Origin of the sequence: Desulfosarcina ovata subsp. ovata (assembly GCF_009689005.1) — a bacterium.
Taxonomy (GTDB): domain Bacteria; phylum Desulfobacterota; class Desulfobacteria; order Desulfobacterales; family Desulfosarcinaceae; genus Desulfosarcina; species Desulfosarcina ovata.
On the sequence record NZ_AP021879.1, the window covers coordinates 4,969,516 to 4,990,661 of the forward strand.

Genomic DNA, 21,146 nt, shown 5'->3' on the forward strand with positions numbered 1-21,146 from the left:
TTCAAAAATTGTTACCCGTTTGGTCTGGCACAAGGATTATTCCGGTGCGCAGGGCAGGGTGAATCCAAAGGTGCTGCCGTGGCCCACCTGACTGTTGACCCACACCGTACCATGGTGGGATTCGACAATGTTTTTAACGATGCTCAGCCCCAGGCCGACGCCTTCCAGACGTTCCCGCTCCCGTTGTCCGCGATAGTATTTGTTGAACAGAAATGCCTGGTCTCCCTCCAGAATCCCGGGGCCTTGGTCACTGACAAAAAAGGAGATCCGTTTTTGATTGCGGTTGTAGCGAACCCCCACGGTCACCTGGGTGTCGGGTTCGGAAAATTTTACGGCATTGGACAGGTAGTTCAGCATGGCCTGCTGAAGCTGCTTGGGGTCTCCGACGATCGGTGGAAGCTGGGCCGGTACCTGAACGGCCAGACCGATATGCTTGGCTTCGGCGGCCAGTTTGATACTGTCGGTACATTCGGTAACGAAGGTGTGCGGGTCGATGGGCTCTAACCGCATGTTGAGCAGACCGGGTTCTAGCCGTGAGGCCTGCATCAGATGGCTGAGCAGATCGCTGATGCGGGTGATTTCCGATCCGGCGATTTCGAGAAATTTCTGCTGGCGGTTGTTGATCGGGCCCATCACCTCTTCCCTGATCATATTGACCGATTCACGGATGGAGGTGAGCGGCGTTCGGATTTCATGGCTCAGCATGGAGATGAAATCGGACCGCATGCGCTCTTCCTTGCGCAGGCGCTGGGACATTTCGTTAAAGGCATGGGCCAGTTCCCCGAATTCATCCTGGCTGCGAATTTTCAGAGGCGTGTTGAGGCGGTCCGAGGAGATGGCCCGGATTCCCTCCATCAGTTCCCGCAAGGGGCGGACCATGGAGTACGCCAGGTAGAAAATGCCCAAAAGGCCAACCAGACTGGAGACAGCGATGCCGATAAGCCCATTTTTTGCCGAGAGGCGTCCCTTGCGGTTGAGTTCGCGGTTGGCCACCTCGATTTCCTGTTCATTATTCAACCGCTCAGCGGATATTTGATTGATCCAGTTATTGATGACGGTTTCGGGGATCCAGAATCCATCCACCGCATCGGGGGGGCGGAGCCCAGCCGTCAGGTAAGCGGAAACCGTGGCAGAACCGGGATAGTTTTTATACGCCCTGCCGATCTGCTGCCACACTTCGGAAATTTTGTGGCCCATGGCCGTCAAACGAATGACCTGGGTCAGATTGTCTTCGAAGGTGCGTTGGGCGTCATTGTAAAAGTTGAGATAATCATCTTTTTTCAGCAGCAGGAATTTCTGCCGGTTTTCTTCCATGCTTAAAAGGGATTCGGTCATCTTTTTCGTGGCCGACGCGATGGCGTAGTTTTTGGCCACAATGGAGCCGGACAGCCGGACCACCTGCTGAACATTGATGTAGAGGACAAAAATGGTCCCGTAAAAGATAACGATGACAACAAGAAACCATACGATCAGTTTTCCGGTGATACCGAATCGGAGGTTCATGGGTGGTTCGACTTTCTTGAGAGGGGACGCGCTGTGCTCCATCCCTTCCACCTGAACCGGTTCTGCCACGTGGCCGAAGGATCTGCGCGGTGGAAAAGGATGCCGTATCCGTTAACACAACTCATATCGGCAAAGCAAATGGCTCAGGCATGTGCAGAAAACGTAACCCTGGCGCGCAATAAACGTAACCGGCAATCGGTCGTTACACTGAATCGGGGGTTCCCGCCGGTTTCTTCCGGCGGTGGCGGCAGGTGTTTTCTATCGGCCTTGTGGCCGTAATCCTACCGGCCCGGCAGAAACCGATCGATGATGAAGTCGGCGATGGCCTCGACGTCGGATGTCGAAAATTGAGGGACGCCAACCGCCATGGGCGTGTCGCAGATCATGGCCATCAGGTTTTCATCGTCAAGGCAGGCGGGCTGTCGATGCCGTTCGGGTCTGAATATCTCAATTTTGGGTGCCCGGTCCCGTTTGAATCCCTCCGATATCAATAAGTCCATATCACTGAAGAACGGAACCAGATCATTTAGCGATTCACTAGGAACATCCTTGATCATGGCAATCTGCCCGGGTGAGGCGATCATCACTGCGTCGGCCCCGGCTTGCCGGTGCCGGTGGCTGTCCTTGCCCTTGCGATCCATATCGAAGCCGTGGTGGGCATGCTTGACGATGCCGATGCGCAACCCCCGGCGTTTCAGAACAGGAATGAGTTTTTCGAGAAGTGTGGTTTTGCCGGATTCCGACTTGCCCACGATGGAAAGAACTGGCGGCAAGTGTTGCTCCTTTATGCGTTTGCTTAAAATTAAAATAGGATCGTCACCACTATCGGGTAACCAAGATAACTAAGCCCGCCAAGCGGCAATGTCAAGCCGGAAGTGCCTGGCGGCCGTTCCTGATAATGTAGGGTCAGTTTGCTCCTCATGATGCTCCCGTTCGGAAAATGGTGACGAGACTTGACCAAAATGTCATAAGCGGCTACATTTCTAAAACATCTCGGCCGATTCCGGTCGTTCTCCTGAGGCGTTCAATCCCGTTCACCGGCTCCCGGCTGATTGGCCGGATCTCCCGTTTTCGCTTCCATGGGCAGATGACAGCGGCAGGCCAGGGCGAAATCTTCCGGGTAGTGCCCGTTGATCCAGCGCAACTGGGCCTCGCTGAAGGCGCCCGGTGATTCGGGCAGTCTGGGCATGAACGCCATCAGCAGGCGCTGATCCGTGCCCGGGTCATCAATGGCTTTGGAATATTCGATGGTGGTGATCATGCGGGCCCCCATGCCTGCCAGCACCTTGACGGCGACCAGGATGGCGCGATCCAGCGCATGGCGTGTGGCCGTGTCGGCCTCGGTGACGTTGCCGACAGCGGTTTTGGGCATCAACTGCAGTTCCCATTGGGAAGTCTGGGCCTTGGGTACGAAGAGGATCACCCGATCATCTTCAAAAACCACAAGGCGCCGTTCCCCCCGGGGGTTACCGTCCGTCCGTCGATTTTCCCCGATGGCCTGCATATAACATTCAAAAAAGCCCTTTCCGGTCTCCCGGCGAAAGGCGCGAACAAAATCAGCGACCCGGTCGCCGCAGGCGTATGCCGGCAGATGGCCTGCTCCATCAGCCAGGGGAACCGTCGCCGGAATCAGTGCATACTGCTGATGGATCTGCTGGTGGGAGGCGTGCAGGCGGTACCCGGAGGGCGCATAGTCGAATCCGTAATTCCAGCCCCACAGGGTTCGGTTAACGTCCAGGCCCGCGGTCTTGGCCAATTGCCCCTGGATCCGTTGCCTCAGCGATTCCAACTCCGTTTCGGTCAGCGGGCGCCGGTCGGGCACCGCCGGCAGGCTCAGCATTTCGGCCAGGCGGGTGTAGGTCCGCTGATAGTAGAGATGGCGCATACCGGCCATGTCTGCTGGCGTGATCGTCAGCGCCTGGTAACGCACAGCATCATTGGCCATGTTGGCCGCATAGTGCCCCCAGGGGATGTAGGAGTTGCGCCGCAAATATTCGAATACGTGGCTTTCCTTCTGCGGATGCCATTCACCGACGATCTCACTGTTTCCCTGGGCACCGGGGCGAAGCACCATGGCCTGTTTATAGGCATCGGGCAGATGGACGTTGTTGGCCACGGCCTCGAAAAGCGCTTCATCTGCAATCCGTGCCTTGATCCGGCCGTCGGCACGCTGTTCGTATTCCAGACCCCAGGGCAGATGGCTCTGTGTATCCATGCAGAATGCGGTCGCCAGATGGGCCAGGGCGCAAAGATCCCGGGCGTCGGTGGATGTGGCCGCCAGGGCCAGTTGCAGGGGCCGGGGAAGGCCGGCAATGGCCTTTCGGGCGGACGGTTCGTCGGGATGGATCTTAAAAAAAGAGACCTCGGGCGGCCGGGGCAGCCGGATGGCTTCGGGATTCCGTGCACGGGCATCGGCCCAGCCTTTACCGATGTAGGTGGTCCCCCGGAAGGGAAAGGCGTTGGGGATTTCATAGATCGGGGTGGCCGATGGTTCGTGGACCGATCCGGCTGGGAAATTGGCTTCATTGAGATGGTGCGTGCCATCGGCAAGCGTGCCCAGCGCGGACCGTTGGTCTGTTGCGCGAAAATTGCGCGCAGTGAAATGTGGCTGGTGGATGCCGTAAACAAACCGTCCTTCCGGTGAAACGCAGGTGTGTGGTCTCATGAGTGCCTTCCCTTTTTATTTGTCCAGGATGAGCGGGCGGTCACCGAAGCGAAGCCGGTGACTGAATGCATGTTGGTGGGTTTATCTCACAGCGCGGCAGGTTTGGCGAGCCTTGAGGCGATTTCTGTCAAAGAATAGACTCGCCTGCTTGTCTTTTCTTATCCGCCAATCGCCTGATGACAGATTTGATTGTTTCCGGAGAGAGGAAAAAAATATTTTTAAGGGAAAACTATTTATTTGGCATGAAAATTACATGTACCGCTTAACGCTTACTTTTGTTTGCGATGCCGGAAAAGACATCTCACTCTGGAAAACGTCTGCGAATACGCGCTGAGTAGGAAAGGATGCCGATCATGACGCACCGGAATTCGCCTGCGGCAATTGCTGTGATTGGACTGGCATGTCGATATCCTGACGCGCCGACACCACGCAAGCTCTGGGAGAATGTCCTTGCCCGGCGGCGCCAGTTTCGGCGACTGCCCGACTGCCGCTTGCCACTGGCTGATTATTTTGATGCCGACAAAACCGTTGCCGATAAGACCTATGGCCGTCAGGCCGCGTTAATTGACGGTTTCGACTTTGATTGGGCCGGGCGGCGAATTCCCCTTTCCACCGTACGCACCACCGACATCGTGCACTGGCTGGCCCTGGAAACCAGCCTCTCCGCGGTTGCCGATGCCGGATACAGCCGGGAAACCCTGCCGGGTGAGCGCACCGGTGTGATCATCGGCAACACCCTGACCGGGGAACAGACCCGGGCCAATACCATGCGCTTGCGCTGGCCGTTCGTCCGCCGGACCCTATACCGTGCCGCCCAGGCCCAGGGAATGGACGACGGGCAGCTCCGTCAGTTGACCCGGGCACTGAAACAACGTTATCTGGCGGTTTTTCCGCCAGTGGATGAGGACACCCTCGCCGGGGGGCTGTCCAACACCATTGCCGGAAGAATTTGCAACTACCTCAACCTATTAGGTGGTGGGTTCACCATCGACGGCGCCTGTTCCTCATCCCTTCTCGCCGTAGCCAATGCCGCTTCGCGGATGATGAATGGCGATCTTGACCTGGCCATTGTCGGTGGCGTGGATATCAGCCTGGATCCATTCGAGTTGGTCGGGTTTGCCAAAACCGGGGCGCTCAGCGATGGCGATATGACGGTCTACGATCGTGGCGGCAAGGGGTTTATCCCCGGTGAGGGGTGCGGATTCATAGTGCTCAAACCCCTTGCCGACGCCCGGCGGGACGGAAATCCGGTGTATGCCGTGATTCATGGGTGGGGGATTTCATCCGATGGTGGGGGCTCCGGAATCACGGCCCCCAATGCCACCGGTCAGGCCCTGGCCCTGGAACGGGCGTACCTGCATGCGCCTCACGGGTTCAAAGATCTGGATTTTGTCGAAGGCCATGGTACCGGCACCACGGTGGGGGACCGGACCGAACTGGAATCCATTGCCCGGTTGCTCGGCCGGACGCCGGTGCCGCGCGGTCAGCTGCGTCCCTGTGGAATCACTTCGCTCAAATCAATTATCGGTCACGCCAAGGCCGCGTCGGGCATCGGCGGTCTGATCAAAGCGGTCATGGCGGTCAACCGACGGGTGGTCCCGGCCACGGCTGCCTGCAGCGACCCGCATCAGGCATTCGACGGGGCCGCCAGGCGGCTCTATCCCATCCGCCAGGGACGAACCGAAGACAGCGCCAAACGGTTGACAGCCGGCGTTTCTTCCATGGGATTCGGGGGGATCAACTGTCACATTACCCTGGTCTCCGGCGACGCGCCCGACGATCGCCTCAAACCGCCCCTTTCTGAAAAAGCCCTCCTGGCCCATGCCCAGGATAGTGAAATCTTCATGCTGGGGGCCGACAGCCAGGCCGCTATGGCCGCGCAGATCATCGATCTGGAGAAAATGGCCGATGGCATCAGCATTGCCGAACTGGCCGATCTGTCCGCCCATCTGAGCCGGCGGCTGCCCGACGCAGCGGTCATCCGGGCGGCCCTTCTGGCGGGTCACCCCGATGAGTTGGCGGCCCGGTTGAATCAGTTGAAAGACGCGCTTGATCAGGCAGTGCCCCGCAGCGCTGACGCCACCTGCACGGCCGTGACCCCTGACATCTGGCTGGGATGGGGAAGCAACACACCGCGGATCGGTTTTCTTTTTCCCGGGCAGGGCGCCCAGCAGCTCAACATGGGGCGCATACTTACCCAGCGCTACCCATGGGCCCAGGCACTGGTCCGGCAGGCCGATCAGATTACCAGCGACCTTCTGGGCATTCCGGTTAGCGGACTGGTTTTCCGAGACCCGGATCGTGCGCCCGGACCGGAAGAGCGGGACCGCTGGCTTGCCGCGCTTTCCCGAACGGAAAACGCCCAGCCGGCCATCTGCCTGGCATCGATGCTGTGGCTGGCTTTCTTCAAGCAGCTGGGCGTTCGTCCCCACGTGGTCGGTGGCCACAGCCTGGGTGAACTCACGGCCTGTTATGCCGTTGGGGGCCTTGATGCGGGGACCCTGCTTGAATTTGCCACCCGTCGCGGTCAGGCCATGACGACGCGGGAAGATGCCCGGGGGGCCATGGTCAGCCTGCGCTGTGATGCGTCCGCCGCCAGCGAATTGATCTCCGCAGTGGACGGGTATGTCACCCTGGCCAATCTTAACAGCCCGCACCAGACCGTGCTTTCCGGTGATTTGAAGGCGGTCGAAACCGTGGCCCGGATTGCCCAGGAACGTGGCATCAATGCCCGGTTGCTGCCGGTTTCCGGTGCCTTTCACAGCCGATTATGTGACGACGCGGCCCGTCAGGTGGCGGCCATGACCTTTCTCGATTCACCCCTAGGGACAGTCGATTGCCGGATTCTGTCCAGCACCGATGGCGAGCCGCTGCCATTGCAGCGCCCCTTGAGTGAGCACTTTGCCCAGCAGATTTTGTCCCAGGTGGATTTTATCCGCATGACCCGCAACATGGCCTCCTCGTGCGATCTGATGGTCGAGTTGGGCCCGGGCCGCATTCTTACCGGCCTGGTTCGGGATATCCTGGGCAGCGACAGCCTGCCGTGCCTGCCGGTGGAAGGTGTTGCCGGCGGTGCCGGCGACGTGAATCGGACCCTGGCGGCGCTGTTTGCCCACGGGGTTTCGCTCAACTGGGAGCTGCTTTTCGAAAACCGGCTGATCCGGTCCTTTGTGCCGGCGGCGCAGAAACGCTTCGTGGTCAACCCCCTGGAGGGGCTTGGCGTTGCCGGCGGCCCGGATGAGGCGCCTGATCGCAGGATTCCCGATGGCATTCAGGCGGTCCTGGCCGACGCGTTCAACGGTGTGCCGGATGGCCTGGTGAGCCGTTATCTGGAGAGCCGGGGGGCCTTTCTCAACCGGTTGGTGCAGGCTGACCTGGAGTTCTGGAACCCGACGGCTACGTCTTCCGGCGAGACTGCCGGCGTGCGTGGAAAAACCGCCGATACGGCGGCGAAGACGATTCTATTCCGGCTGGTGGCCGAGGTGACCGGGTTTGCCGCCGAGAGCCTGTCTGCCGAATCGCGGCTTCTGGACGACCTTAACCTGGATTCCATCAAGGCTGGCGACCTGATTGCCCGTTTTGCCAGGGATTGTGGCATCACTTTCCCCGATCCGGCCCTGCTGGCCAATGCGGCCCTGGGCGAACTGATCGATGCCGCCGGGCGGCTGCGTGGCGATGCTCAGCCGGGTGATGACGGTCCACCCGATGACACCGACGCCCTGGGCCGGCGTTTGCTGGGCATGGTGGCCGAGGTGACCGGGTTCCCGATTGAGCGCCTGGACCTTTCCATGCGGCTTCTGGATGATTTGAATCTGGATTCCATCAAAGCGGCGGATCTGGTTGCCCGACTGGCCAGCGAAGTGGACCTCACCGGCCGGGTCGATGCGCAGGCCCTGGCCAACGCCAGCCTGGCCCATGTGGTGGAGACGATTACCGGGACCCTGAACGCCGTCGCGGAACCGGCGCCCGCACCGCATGCACCGACCTTACCGACCGCACCGGATGCCTTGACCATCCTGCTGCGCCAGGCGGCCCGGATCACCGGCTTTGCCGGCGACTCCCTGAATCTGGACCGGCCCGTGGACCAGGAACTGGCCGTGGGGCCGGACAAACTCAAAACCCTGATCGAACGGACTGCGGGGGAACTGGCGATCGATGCCCACCTGGATCTCGAACCGCTTTTCCAGCGCAGTCTGAGCCAGATCGGTGAGATTCTCAACCGGATGGTTGCGCAACAGCAACCCGTGGGCGCCGCTGCCCCGGCGGCCGCTCCCGGTCAACCCAGCTGGGTACGCAACTATGTGATGGAACTGGTTGACGCGCCCTATCCGCCGTTTTCCGAGAACTGGCGAAAACGGTCGGAGAACGACTGGCAGAAGGCTCGTGTTCTGATTCTCAGCAGTCCCGACACTGCCGAACTGGCCGACGTGCTGGCCCAAAACCTGTTCTATCGCGGTGCCGCCACCCAGACCCTCGCTTTTGATGATGATGAGACTCCGACCGCTTTGCAGAATGCGGTGTTTTCCCATCTGGTGGCCCTGCTGCCCAAAAATGGTCATCGGGAAAACGATCGCGCGGCGTTGCTCGATCGCATGATCCGCATGCGTGCCAGCCTCACCACCGTGCCGCCGGCGGCCAATGCTCCGCGTCGAACCACGTCCGTGACCTGGGTGCAGTTCGGCGGTGGTGTTTTTGGCCGGGACCCGCGGTTTGCCAGGCTGGACCGTGGCGCGGCCATGGCCCTGGGGGCCAGTCTGCACCTGGAACGGCCCGATCTGAAGGTTCGTGTCGTGGATGTCTGCCCGGCCCTGGATGCCGAGGTGATCGCCTGGGAAACCATCGCCGAGATCCTTACCCAGGAGAGCTTTGCCGCCGTGGGCTATGATCTGGACCGGACGCGCCGGATACTGGTGCCGCGGCAGGTACAGCCAGTGGATTTCAAACGGCGCGGCATCAGCTGGTCAGGGGACGATGTGATCCTGGCGACCGGGGGGGGCAAGGGCATTACGGCTGCCTGTGCCCTGGCCGTGGCCCGGGAGACCGGTGTGCGCATGGCCCTGGTGGGCCGCACCCCGCATCCCGGCCAGGCGGAAAGCACCCCCGGTACCCGGGAGATTGCCGACATCCTGGAGCGATATGCCGATCTGGGGCTGGTTGCTGAGTATTTTGCCTGTGACATGGGCGACCGGGATGCTGTGGATGACATGCTTGGCAAGGTGACCGACCGCCTGGGACCGGTGACCGGGATCATTCACGGTGCCGGCCTCAACCGTCCCCGGCTCACCGGGCAGGTCAAGCCGGAACAGGCCTTTGCCGAAACCGCACCCAAGGTTCTGGGTATTCTGCATTTGCTGGATGCCCTGGAAGCCACACCGCCCAAGCTGATCATGGCCATGGGGTCCATCATCGGCATTACCGGCATGCCTGGCAACGGCTGGTATGGTTTCTCCAACGAGGCAATGGACCTTGCCCTGCGCAGCTTCGTTGACGACCATCCGCAGACCGAGACGGTCAACGTGGCCTACAGCATCTGGCGCGACGAAGGGATGGGGGCCCGCATGGGCAGCGTGACGGCCCTTCGGGAGAAAGGCATTGACGCGATTCCCACCGATGAAGGGGTCAGCCGGTTTCTGAAGCTTTTCACCCACGATCCCGGTCACCGGCAGGTCGTGGTGAGCGCCCGCATGGGGGGGCTGGATACCTGGCACCGGGATCTTCCCGACGATCCCCACGGGCTGCGTTTTCTGGAGCGGCGCATCCACCTGACACCCGGTGTGGAGGCGGCTTTTTCCGCGCACCTTTCCCTGGAATCCGATCCCTATCTCAAGGACCATCATTTTCAGGGGTCCTACCTTTTCCCGACGGTTTTCGGCCTCGAGGCCATGACCCAGGCCACTGGCTATTTGTGTGGCCTGAGTGCGCTTTCGCGGGTGCAGTTCCGTGATGTCCGGCTTTCAAGACCCATTACCGTTGATCCGGAAAGCGGTACCGAAATTATTGTACGGGCGATTCTGGCAGAAAAGGATGCCGACGGATTGCAGGTGGTACAGGCCGGTATCATGAAGCCGGGAACCGGTGTGCAGACCGATTTTTTTTCGGCGACCCTGATCCTGGATCCTCCGGCGGAGGCGCCCCGGATCGATTGGCCGGCATTGCCGTCGCCCCTGCCGCTGGTTCCGGCGACCGATCTTTACCGACCGAGCCTGCTTTTTCAGGGGGTCCGCTTCCAGGGCATCCAGACCGTCCGGGAGATCCGTGAAGAGGGCGAAGACGCCGGTCAGACCCTCTTCACCACCCGGGTGAGAACGCCGTCAGAGCGGTCCGCGGCCGCCTTCGCGCCCGGACTCGCGAACGACCTCAGCCTGGGAGACGCCTTTTTTACCGATACCCTGCTGCAAAGCGCCGCCCTTCTGGTTCCCCAGGATGTCAGCCTGCCAATTTCAATCGGCCGCCTGGACCTTTTTCCCGCTTTTTTCACGGCTAAGGCGCCGGCAACGGTCCGGACGCAGCTGATCAAACGCGAGGCCCAGGACCTGGTGTTCCGGGTGACCGCCATTGATGAACACGGTGGGGTGATGGCGCTGCTTGACGACTACCGGCTGCGGATCCTCACCCACCATCCGGAATACCCGTTGGTGGCCGACCTGGTCTCTCCCGAAGCGCGCGACCGCCGTTTGCTGGAAGAGGTGGTTGCCGATGCCTGCCAGCATTTTTCAGTCGGGGTCCCATGCCTGATCCTGGCCTGTGTTCCCGGACTTCACGACCGGTCCAAAGTGGTTCGCCAGGAGATGGAAATCCCGATTTTGAATCAGACCATTTCGGCGGCTGCCGAACAGGTCGGCCTTGACGCGCCATCCTCCGGCATCCGATGGCAGGAAAATGGCCGACCCGTGGTTGCCGATGTGGAGCGCACGGTTCTGGATATTTCCCTTTCCCATGAGGACCGTTACCTGCTTTGTATCGGCGGTCCCGGTCCGGTGGGCTGTGACCTGGCCGCCATTACCAAAAGGGACCGGGAGGGCTGGGCCGGCCTGCTGGGAAGCGGCCGTTCGGTGCTGCTGGACCGGTTGATGGCCGACGGTGACGCCTTGGACCGGGCCGGCACGCGCATCTGGGCCGCAGCGGAGGTTTGCACCAAGTGCGGCTGCCCGCCCGGCGCACCCCTCAGCGTGGTCGACCGTAAGGGCGACGCGGTGCTTTTTGCGGCCGATGAATCGATACGGATTCTGACCCTGGTCATCCGCCTGACCTGGGGTGCGCCGCAGATCGTGGCTTTTACGGTAGGCGGCGAGGTGGTGCCGCGGGTGCCGGAATTCCTGCTCACCGCGGACTATCCGGGGTACGAACCGCTTTACGAGACCCGGCCTTTCGAGATGATCGAAGGCGGGCCCCAGGGGCAGCTGGTTTTCGTCCAGCGGCTGCCGGTGACTTTCCAGCCCAGCGCCAACCTGAGCCGGACGATTTACTTCTCAAATTTCATCAAATGGATGGGCAACACCCGCGAGGCATCGGCCTGGCCGGTACTGGCGCGCATGTCCGAGCAGTTCGCCAGCGGCCGCTGGGGTGGGGTGACCAACTACGGCCACCTGAAAATCCTCGGCGAGGGCGGCACCAGCGACCAGGTTGAAATTCTCATGTGGGTGAGTGACAACAGCGGGCCGGAAAACTCCACCATGACCCTCTCCTACGACTTCCGCCGCATGCTGCGGGGCGGCGGATACCAGCGCCTGGCCTTCTGCCGCCTGCAGACCACCTGGGTCGAGATCCTGGGGCCCGGCGTGGCCCGGGTGGCCCCCTATCCGCCCTACTACGGCCAGTTCATCGAGGATATGTGCCCACGTTTCGACGCGCCGGATACGCCCGAACCCATGGAAGAGTCACTGGCCCATCTGTTTGACAGCGAAGGGGATCGTCTGGTTTACGAGGCCCCCGCCGGACCGGTGGTGCTGCCCATCGTGCGCGAGCAGACATTTGAAACCAGCCTGGCCCATGCCAACCTGGTGGGCAACATCTACTACGCCAACTACTACGAGTGGCAGGGGCAGATCCGCGACCGCTTCTTCTACGAGCTGATTCCCGACTACTTTCACGGCATCGGGGAACGGGGAGAACTGCTGGCCCTGGAGAGCCGTGTGGACCACCTGCGCGAGGCCATGCCTTTCGACCGCCTGGTGCTGACCCTGGCGGTCAAGACACTTCGTACCTGCAGTGTGACCTTTCATGTGGATTACTTCCGCCTGGAGCCCGACGGCAGCCGGATCAAAATCGCCTATGGCATGCACCGCGCCGTGTGGGTGAAGCGGGATCACCAGGGCCGGGCCATGGCGGCGCCGTTTCCCGAACGGGTGCGTGTGGCTTTTGATGCGGCGATCCGGCAGGCGTCCGGACGGTAGAAACGGGGCCGGCCGCTTCGATGACTTTATCACAATCTTCCGGACGCCTTCAAAAAGAACGGCCTGAAGGTAACGGTCACCGCCCGCGTCAGAGACGATGTCGGGAGCATCCATATGGTGGGAGAGATGATCGAGATCGTCGCGATCACCGAGCAATAGGGCCCGAAGCGGTGATACGGCGATACACGGCGGCCCGGCGGCGGGTAACGGTCGACGCAACGCGAACCAAATCCGGCGCGATCTGAGGGAATGATTTATTTCCGGCAACCTTACGGCGGGGGTGTCTTGACCCGGTTGCGAGCCCAGGCCATCAGTTGATCGTACTTGGTCTGTCCGGCGGGCGGTGGTTCCAGCAGAGGGCGGAATTCCTGTTCGCCGGCAGAGCCGTCATCATCCTGCGGGCTCGAGGGGGAACGCATCGTCTTGCGCCTGAAGCCCAGCCCATCACGTTCGACCCGCCAAAGAAAACGCGCCCCCCTGGCAAAGGCCCGCAGCATGGGGGTGGGGCGATTGGCGTCCAAAAATCGGGAATAGGTCGAGATATCCCAGATTCTGACGGTTTTGTCGAAGGCGCCGCTGGCCAGCGTATGGCCATCGGCGCTGAAGGTCGCGCTGAAAGCGTCGTCCGTGTGCCCTGCCAATATTCTGATGCGATGGCCGGTGGCGGTATCCCAGAGGCGGACGGTGTCGTCCGCCGACGTACTGGCCAGCATCCTGCCATCGGGGCTGAAGGCGACGCTGTGGACGAAATCCGTGTGCCCCCTGAGTACGTTCAACTCCCGCCCGGATTCCATGTCCCATACTCTTATGGTGTTGTCCCACGACGCGCTGGCCAGGGTGCGGGCATCCGGACCGATGGCCACGCTCAGGACCCCATCCGTATGCTCTCGCAGGACTCGCAACGATTCTCCCGAGACTGCATCCCAGAGCCGGACGGTCTTGTCCCAGGATGCGCTGGCCAGGGTGCGGGCGTCGGGGCTGAAGGCGACGTTGGAAATGCCGTTGGTGTGCCCCTTGAGGACCGTCAACGGTTTTCCCGAGGCGACATCCCAAAGCCGGACGGTCTTGTCCCAGGATGCGCTGGCCAGGGTGCGGGCGTCAGGACTGAAGGCGACGCAGTAAACGCCGTTGGTGTGCCCCTTGAGGACCGTCAACGGTTTTCCCGAGGTGACATCCCAGAGCCGGACGGTCCTGTCCCATGACGCGCTGGCCAGGGTGCGGTTGTCCGGGCTGAAGGCGACGTTGTAGACGCCGTCGTCGTGCCCCTTGAGGACCTTCAACGGTTTTCCCGAAGCGACATCCCAAAGCCGGACGGTCCTGTCCCATGACGCGCTGGCCAGGGTGCGGTTATCCGGGCTGAAGGCGACGCAGAACAGTCCTTTGGTATGGCCTTCGAGTACCCTGGGCGGCCGGGCCGGAGCGACATCCCATATTCGAACGGTCTTGTCGTTGGCACCGCTGACCACAGTCATGCCATCCGGACTGAAGGCGACGCTGTAGACTTCGTCGGTGTGACCGAAGAACACGCCGGCCGGTTGCCCGGAGGCGGTATCCCAGAGCCGGACCGTCCTGTCGTCCGACGCGCTGGCCAGGGTTTTGCCATCCGGGCTGAATGCGATGCTGGAAATGCCATCCCTGTGCCCCTCGAGTTTCTTTATCTGTCGTCCGGAGGCGATCTCCCAGATCCGGATGGAACGGTCGATCGACGCACTGGCCAGGGTTTTGCCGTCGGGACTGAAGGCGACAGAGTAGACCCCGTTGTCGTGCCCACTGAGCACCTTCGACTGCCGACCCGAGGCGACATCCCAGATCCGGACGGTCTTGTCCCAGGATCCGCTGGCCAGCATCTTGTCGTCACCGCTGAATGCCACGCTGAAGACTCCGCCCGTATGTCCTTCAAGTACCTTCAGCTGGCGCCCGGTGACCAGGTTCCAGAGCCGGATCGTATTGTCCCAAAGCGCGCCGGCCAGCATCTTGTCGTCGCTGCTGATTGCTACACTGAAAATTCCGCATTGATTTCCCTCGATCACTTTTAGCTGGCGACCGGTGGCCGTGTCCCAGAGGCGGATTGTTCGATCGTCAGAACTGCTGGCGAGAATCTTTCCGTCGCTGCTGAAAACCAGACTGAAGATGGTGCCCTGGTGCCCGTTGAGGACCTTGAGCCGTTTGCCGGAGGCAGTACTCCAGATCGTGATGGTGGTGTCGTCCGAACCGCTGGCCAGGGTGTCGCCGGCCGGACTGAAAGAGACGGCGGTCAAAGCTTCCTGAGCGGAGCAGAGGACCGGCGAGAACCATCGGCATGCCAGGGCCTGCTGAATATTGTCCGGCGCCAGCAAGGGGCCGATGGACGACCACTCGAGCGCATCGCGGTCCGGAGCGATTTCCTGGGCGTAGGCTTCCGCAGTATACAGAAACGCGTCCTGATAGGCGTCGGTGGCATTCTCCATGCGGGCTCTGGCCAGTGCGCTTAGGGCCTTCTCCTCGAAAACCTTGGCCAGGTTGTAGTTGGCTTCCAATTCATTGGCCCTGGCGATCCTGGAGTGTTCCAGGGCCTGTCTTTTCCGCTCGTAGGCCTGCCAGCCGAAGAAGCAGGCGGCAACGGTGATCAGGAACAAAACGGAAGTGAACAGCCAGACCTGGCGAAGCCTTTTTCTCTGGCGTCGTTTTTCCCCTTCGATGGCTTCATCCCTTGCCCGGCGACTTTGATTCAGAAAGGCCATGGCCGCTTCGAAATCCGGATGATATCGACGGGCCCACGCCACCGTGGGGTGTTGCTTTTCCTGCCACTGCAGGGTGACGTCCAGCTGCGTCCCGCGGTAGAGGCTATCCGGGTGCCGGCCGAACCGGCGGGCGGTGTCGGCCAGGCGCCGGTAGATTCCGGCGGATTCGGCCTCGTCCGCCACCCATTGGTGCAGGGTGGGCCATTGGCGGATCAGGCTCTCGTGGGAGATGTCGATGAGCGGGTTGTCTTCCGCCTTTTCCGAGGAGAAAACCACGAAGTTGCGGTTGCCTCGCCGGAATCCGTCCAGGACGCAGAGCACCCGCTCGGGTGTATCGATGCAGCCGCAGACCTCGGCGATCGCATGCAAATGGGCTTGGCACCGCACCTGGCGGTTGCCGGCATCGGTTTCGGTGATTGCCTGAAAGATCCGTCCGGTCAGTTCGCGGTCACTTTCAGACAATTCGGCGATGGCCTCGTCGGCATGCCGGCGGATGGCCTTCCGGATGGTGCCGATGGCTTCGTAGTGGGCCTCATCAATGGGCCCGGACCGGCTGCGCGACCACTGATCCCAGGTGCGCATGAGCGCGTGCTGCAATATGGGCAAATCATCGCGGGTGCCAGCATTCTCGTTGAGCAGGTGGTCCATCAGGCGTGGGGTAATGGTGGCGCCCGACAGCCGGATGGGACCGCCAATGGCTTCCCGGCGCTGGTCGCGGGTCAGTCGCGGCACCAGGTACTGGCTGCGGTTCATGGCTTCGGGCAGGCCGGCAAACCGGTCGCAGTCCCCCAGAAAATCGGACCGCATGGTCAGGCAGACGTAGACGGGCACCCGTTTCTGTTCGGCCAGTCGCAGCATGATGCCGACGAAATCAGCGGCTTTTTCCAAGGATGCGCTGTCCCGGCTGCGGCCCTCCCGGAAGAGTTCTTCGAATTGATCCACCAGTAGCAGTAAATTGGCGTCTGCGTTGATTAGGGGCGGTTGGAGCCAATCGGAGAGTCCCAGGGCGCCCTGGGTGCGCATCACCCGGACCAGATCGTCGATTTTCGAGGTCATGCAATCACTGTCCAGGGCGGTGATCAAGGCCGCGGCCAGATTCTCCAGCGGTGTATCACCCGGCTTCATCGTGGCGATCTTCCATAAATCCCGATCCTGAATCAGGAAGCCGGCCTCCAGGTTGGGGATCAGCCCCGCCCGCACCAGTGACGATTTGCCGGAACCGGAACTTCCCACCACGCTTAAAAACCGGCTGTGGTTCAGTTGCCGAAGCAGGGCCTTGGTCTGTTCGCCCCGGCCGAAGTAATAAAGGCTGTCCCGGCTCTCGAAGGGGCGCAGGCCCACGAACGGGTTGGCCGCTGGTTCACTCAAAGGCCACCTCCGGAGGCAGTGCCGGCCACCATCAATTGTGCGGCCACCCTGGGGTCGATGGCGGGAGAGTGGCTGTTGTCCAGAACCCTGATATTGATTATCGGCGGTAGGGCGGGCAGGCTGACATCGTCCCGGCTGGCAGGTACCCGGTAGACCCAGATGTTTTCTAAGCTGCAGCGCGCTTCGCATTGGAACTGTTCACAGATGGCTTTGAGGGCCAGCTTGATGCGGGCATGGAGCCAGTCCGGAGCCACCTTGCCGAACATGATGATCAGATTTTTGACATGCCGGATGGAACTTTCGAATTTGTTCAGGCTTAACAGCGGATCCCCTGATTCCTGGTTGAAATCGACCTCCACGCCCGATTCCGCCAGGTAGTCGGCCAGCTTGAAGGCGTAGCGCTGATCCTTCTGATGGGTATCCACCAGAAATGACGGTTCGCTTGTGGCCGGTGCAGCGGCAGCAAGGGGCTGAGCCAGTTTCTCGATCACCAGATTGATGAATTCGCTCTGGGGCGTACGCACAAACTCCCAGTGGCCGGCTTCGCGATGGCTGTGGGCGCAGTCCAGCAGAAAGCGGCGCTGACCTTCATTTTCAATGTTTGCCATGTCAAGCTCGGGTGGAACCCAGACCAGGGGCAGCGCCTGGCTCTGCCTGGCAATGGCGAACTGCTCCCAGGGGTAGCTGGTTTCCGGCCGGTCGATGATACGGCGGCCCCGCCACTGATCGAAAAGATGGATGGAGAATCGGGCCTCGCTCAGCACCTGGCGAACGTAGGTGTCGTGGGGGGCATTTTCCCAAGGTGGGGGAACGGCGGGCAGGATCGTTCCCTGTTGTCCCTTGATTTCGGCGATGATTCGCTCTCGAAAAGGTTGCAGGGGTTCAGCCGCATCGGCCATGAAGACGGTGGCGGTCGCGGATTCTGCGTGTGTTCCGGCTGACGGTGTTCCGGTTGCGGCCATGGATGGCAGAATTGCCTCGACGGCGTCCACCAGAGGGCGCAGCTGTTTTTCGAAACGGTCGTCATGGATGGGGGTAAAATCGCCCAGTTCCTGATCCGATTCGGCATCATGAAAGGCAAAACCGGTGGTGCCGCTCAGGGCCGGTGACCATTTTTCGTATCGGTCGTGGGGGATGTTGTTCAGCAGGATGGTGAAAATACGGTATCGGTCGCCCACTTTCAAACCGGCGGGTGTAGCACCGTTGCGTTGGTAAAACCAGTTCAATTCATCCCGGCAGTAATCGGACCGCAGGTAATTGCGCGAAACCAGCGCGAAGAAGAGGGCAGTGTGGTCGACGGCGGCTTGGATGGCCTCGTTGAACAGCGTGTTGCCGCCCATGTGTCGCTTGTCACGCCAGACGGTGAGCTGCGATAGCCCCCGTCGCCGGACCAGCCAGCTCTCCAGCCATTCGTGGAAGTGAGCCACCCAGCCCGGCTGGCCGCCCGGGGCGTGGTTGTCGTCGTGGGCGTAGCTGATGAAGATATCGTGTTCGTAACCAGCGGCCTGTGCCATGGATCGGTATCCTCGAATTTGGCGTTGGACCGGCAGTGGAAATCCGCCTTAATGCAAAGGGCGGCAAAGATCGAACGAATCGGAACACTGTGTCTTTTTTATCAATTTTGGAGAATGGGTTCAAGTTTTTTTCATGCTTGCGACCCGATTTTGAAAAGTTGATTAGGTTGCCGGAAATAAATAATTCCCCCAGATCGCGCCGGATTTGGGGTCGTCTACAAGGCGCCGTCACCCGTGCATATCAGGGAATATGTGCGGGTGGCGGCAACGCGGTAGACGGGCGCAAAGACAAGCAGGATGGAGGAATTATTTATTTCCGGCAACCTTAGCACAGCGATCCGGACAAATCAAAAAACGGGATTGCATGGAGCCAAGAGAAACCAGGCCACCCAAAGGCAGCCCAGCGAATAGGAGAGGAAAAATGAAGAGATCATTTAAAAGTTCGGACGCTTTTATTCCATGTCATGGTCAGCAGAGTGTCCATTTATTCACTGCACATTAGCACCTATCCCTTACAGGGTCATCATTGTTTGCTTTATTTCTATCAAAACTATTTAATGGCTTTCTGTTTCCAGCAGTAGCGAGCAGATGAATATTCCAAATAATATTTCTAAAAATTTCGCTGTGTTCAACCAGCATTCGGATTGTGTCCTGATCGTAGGCAACGGATCTTTTTCGCAGGTTAAAAGCGTTATCCCGCGGTTCTGGTTTTCCCGGATTCAGACCGTCTGAAATGGCTGAATTATTGATTTCCTCTGGTAATGGGGCTGTCTCATTTGACGCGATCCATTCGGCAGCGGCTTTTCCTAAAACGACCAATTGAGGCCCCAATCGGAAAAGCCCATCCGACCCCCGTTGGAGTACATTCAGGTCGTTCAACGTGTGCAAGATGTTAAATACCGTACTCTTGTTCAAATTCAACCGCTTTACGATTTCAAAAAACATGAAAGGGCGCTGTGCTTCCGCCATGAGCGATAATATCGAAAAGCATTTATCAATTGCCGGAACCCTTTTATAATTCAATGACACGTCAGCCCTCTTTCGTTGAGTTATGAATGAGTCAAAAAAAATTGGAACTCAATTACTAATTCCCTTGCGTTGTGTCTACAATGACATATCTATTTGGTCAAGACTAAAACCCGGCGGATATGTGTACACCTAATCGACCAGCGGTGCATTTGAACAGAAATTTACGGTTTCACATTGGGGTTTTTGGCACAACGCCCCGACAAGGGGCATTCCAATTTTGATTACGGCTTTTTAAACAAACAGCGGCACGATTTCAAAGCGGGTCACATCCACCAGTCCCCGGTCGGTCAGCTTCAATTCGGGGATCACCGGCAGGGCCAGAAACCCCAGGGCCATGAAGGGATCGGCAAGTTCGGCGCCAAGCGTTCCGGCGGCGGCGATGATGGCCTCCATCTGCCGGCGGACCGTATCCAGCGGCTGGTCGGACATCAGCCCGGCCACGGGCAGGGGCAGGTCGGCCAGGGCGCGGCTGCCATCCACAACGCTGAGCCCGCCGCCCATTTCCACCACCGCCGATACGGCGGCCTTCATCTCCGCATCGCTGACGCCGGCGACGATGATGTTGTGGGAATCGTGGGCCACACTGGAGGCGATGGCCCCGCGCCGGAGGCCCAGCCCGGTGACAAACCCCTTGCCCATGCCGGCCTTGCCCGTATGGCGGTCCACCACGGCCAGTTTGATCAGGTCGCGGCCGGTGTCGCTGATTGCCAGGCCGTCCTGCAGCGTGGGTTCCATGATTTCGCAGCCGGTGACGACTTGGTCGGCAATGACCCGGATCACGCGGATGCGGCTGCCAGCGGCAGGGATGGAAAAATCGAGATGGACGGGGTCCAGGTGCATGGATGGCGGTACGGCAACCGTGGCCGGACGGGGGATCGATGATCGCAGGCGCCCGTTTTCCGCCACCGGCCGGCCCATGAAGAAAACCGTTTCGGCCCGGATGCCGGTCAGATTGGAGAACACCACCAGGTTGGCCTTGCGGCCCGGGGCGATGGCCCCGGCATCGCGGATGCCAAAGTAGTCGGCCGGGTTGATGGTCCCCATGCGGATGGCCGTCACCGGGTCCAGGCCCTTGTCCACGGCCTTGCGGATTATGGCGTCCACATGCCCCTCGGTGAGGATGTCGTGGGGATGGCGATCATCGGTGCACCACATCATGCGCGGCCAGGTGTGGGTGTCGATGACCGGGAAAAGGGCGTCCAGGTTGCGCGCACAGGTGCCCTCGCGCACCATGATGTGAATCCCCAGTTCCAGCTTTTCCAGGGCCTCTTCGGCCCGGGTGCATTCGTGGTCCGAGGCGATCCCGGCGGCAGCGTAGGCGGCCAGATGCGACCCGGAAACACCCGGTGCGTGGCCGTCCATGGCCCGGTGGCGGTTGCGTGCCAGGGTCAGTTTGGCCATCACCTCGGGATCGGTATGGATTACGCCGGGATAGTTCATCATTTCGGCCAGGGCCACGACGCGCGGATGGTCGAAGAAGGGTTCCAGGTCGGTCGCCGTCAGCCGGGCGCCGGCGGTTTCCATGTCCGTGGCCGGCACGCAGGAGGGCAGGGCGAAGAGGCAGTCCATGGGCTGCCCGTCGGCCGAACGCAGCATGTAATCGATGCCCGCCGTGCCGAGCACATTGGCGATTTCGTGGGGATCGGCGACCACCGTGGTGGTGCCGCAAGGGGCCACGGCGTGGGCGAATTCGGTGACGCTGGTCATGGCACTTTCGATGTGCACATGGGCGTCGATAAACCCGGGCGCCACGTAGCGTCCCTCCAGGTCCAGGGTTTCACCGGCCTGGTAGTCGTTGCCGATTCCAACGATATACCCGTCCTTTATTGCGATGCTGCCGCGGTTGATGCGGCCGGAAAAGACGTTGACGATCCGGGCGCCGGTCAGCAGCAGGTCCACCGGCAGGTCGCCCCGGGCGGCGCCGATGATCGTTTTCAAATCCATCCTGATTTCC

8 protein-coding genes are annotated in these 21,146 nt (G+C 60.6%); 1 reads left to right on the forward strand and 7 read right to left on the reverse strand.

What is annotated here, in order from left to right; genetic code table 11:
- Positions 1 to 36: 36 nt before the first annotated feature.
- From GN112_RS21915 to GN112_RS21925, 3 genes are all read right to left on the reverse strand, one after another.
- The gene (locus tag GN112_RS21915; protein WP_155312168.1) at positions 37 to 1,545 is read right to left on the reverse strand and encodes a sensor histidine kinase; all 1,509 of its coding nucleotides are present in this window, start codon (positions 1,543 to 1,545) and stop codon (positions 37 to 39) included.
- A 239-nt stretch (positions 1,546 to 1,784) separates the two neighbouring features.
- A complete protein-coding gene (gene mobB / locus GN112_RS21920; protein WP_155312169.1) occupies positions 1,785 to 2,276 on the reverse strand; it encodes a molybdopterin-guanine dinucleotide biosynthesis protein B in 492 nt (163 codons plus the stop codon).
- Between the two features lie 251 nt (positions 2,277 to 2,527).
- Positions 2,528 to 4,168, reverse strand: coding sequence for a hypothetical protein (locus tag GN112_RS21925; RefSeq protein ID WP_231713931.1), 1,641 nt, complete (start codon positions 4,166 to 4,168; stop codon positions 2,528 to 2,530).
- Between the two features lie 353 nt (positions 4,169 to 4,521).
- Between GN112_RS21925 and GN112_RS21930 the strand changes: the two genes are divergently transcribed.
- The gene (locus GN112_RS21930) at positions 4,522 to 12,561 is read left to right on the forward strand and encodes a type I polyketide synthase (RefSeq protein WP_197743367.1); all 8,040 of its coding nucleotides are present in this window, start codon (positions 4,522 to 4,524) and stop codon (positions 12,559 to 12,561) included.
- Between the two features lie 269 nt (positions 12,562 to 12,830).
- Here the strand turns inward: GN112_RS21930 and GN112_RS21935 are convergent, their stop codons facing one another.
- From GN112_RS21935 to ade, 4 genes are all read right to left on the reverse strand, one after another.
- Positions 12,831 to 16,649, reverse strand: coding sequence for a WD40 repeat domain-containing protein (locus GN112_RS21935; protein ID WP_162459065.1), 3,819 nt, complete (start codon positions 16,647 to 16,649; stop codon positions 12,831 to 12,833).
- Positions 16,646 to 18,163 (reverse strand): toll/interleukin-1 receptor domain-containing protein, encoded by a 1,518-nt coding sequence (locus GN112_RS21940; RefSeq protein WP_155312172.1) that lies wholly within the window; start codon positions 18,161 to 18,163, stop codon positions 16,646 to 16,648. Before GN112_RS21940 ends, GN112_RS21935 begins: the two co-directional genes overlap by 4 nt.
- Before the next feature lie 498 nt (positions 18,164 to 18,661).
- Positions 18,662 to 19,192 carry a helix-turn-helix domain-containing protein gene (locus tag GN112_RS21945; protein WP_155312173.1) on the reverse strand — a complete coding sequence of 177 codons (531 nt, stop codon included), beginning with the start codon at positions 19,190 to 19,192 and terminating at the stop codon, positions 18,662 to 18,664.
- A gap of 231 nt (positions 19,193 to 19,423) precedes the next feature.
- Positions 19,424 to 21,136: an adenine deaminase gene (gene ade / locus GN112_RS21950; RefSeq protein WP_155312174.1), complete on the reverse strand. Its 1,713-nt coding sequence runs from the start codon at positions 21,134 to 21,136 to the stop codon at positions 19,424 to 19,426.
- Between the last annotated feature and the right edge of the window lie 10 nt (positions 21,137 to 21,146).

Coding starts and splice junctions, on each gene's coding strand:
- ade (WP_155312174.1), bottom strand. CDS start 21,136: ATGGATTTGAAAACGATCATCGGCGCCGCCCGGGGCGACCTGCCGGTG.
- GN112_RS21930 (WP_197743367.1), top strand. CDS start 4,522: ATGACGCACCGGAATTCGCCTGCGGCAATTGCTGTGATTGGACTGGCA.
- GN112_RS21940 (WP_155312172.1), bottom strand. CDS start 18,163: ATGGCACAGGCCGCTGGTTACGAACACGATATCTTCATCAGCTACGCC.
- GN112_RS21925 (WP_231713931.1), bottom strand. CDS start 4,168: ATGAGACCACACACCTGCGTTTCACCGGAAGGACGGTTTGTTTACGGC.
- GN112_RS21915 (WP_155312168.1), bottom strand. CDS start 1,545: ATGGAGCACAGCGCGTCCCCTCTCAAGAAAGTCGAACCACCCATGAAC.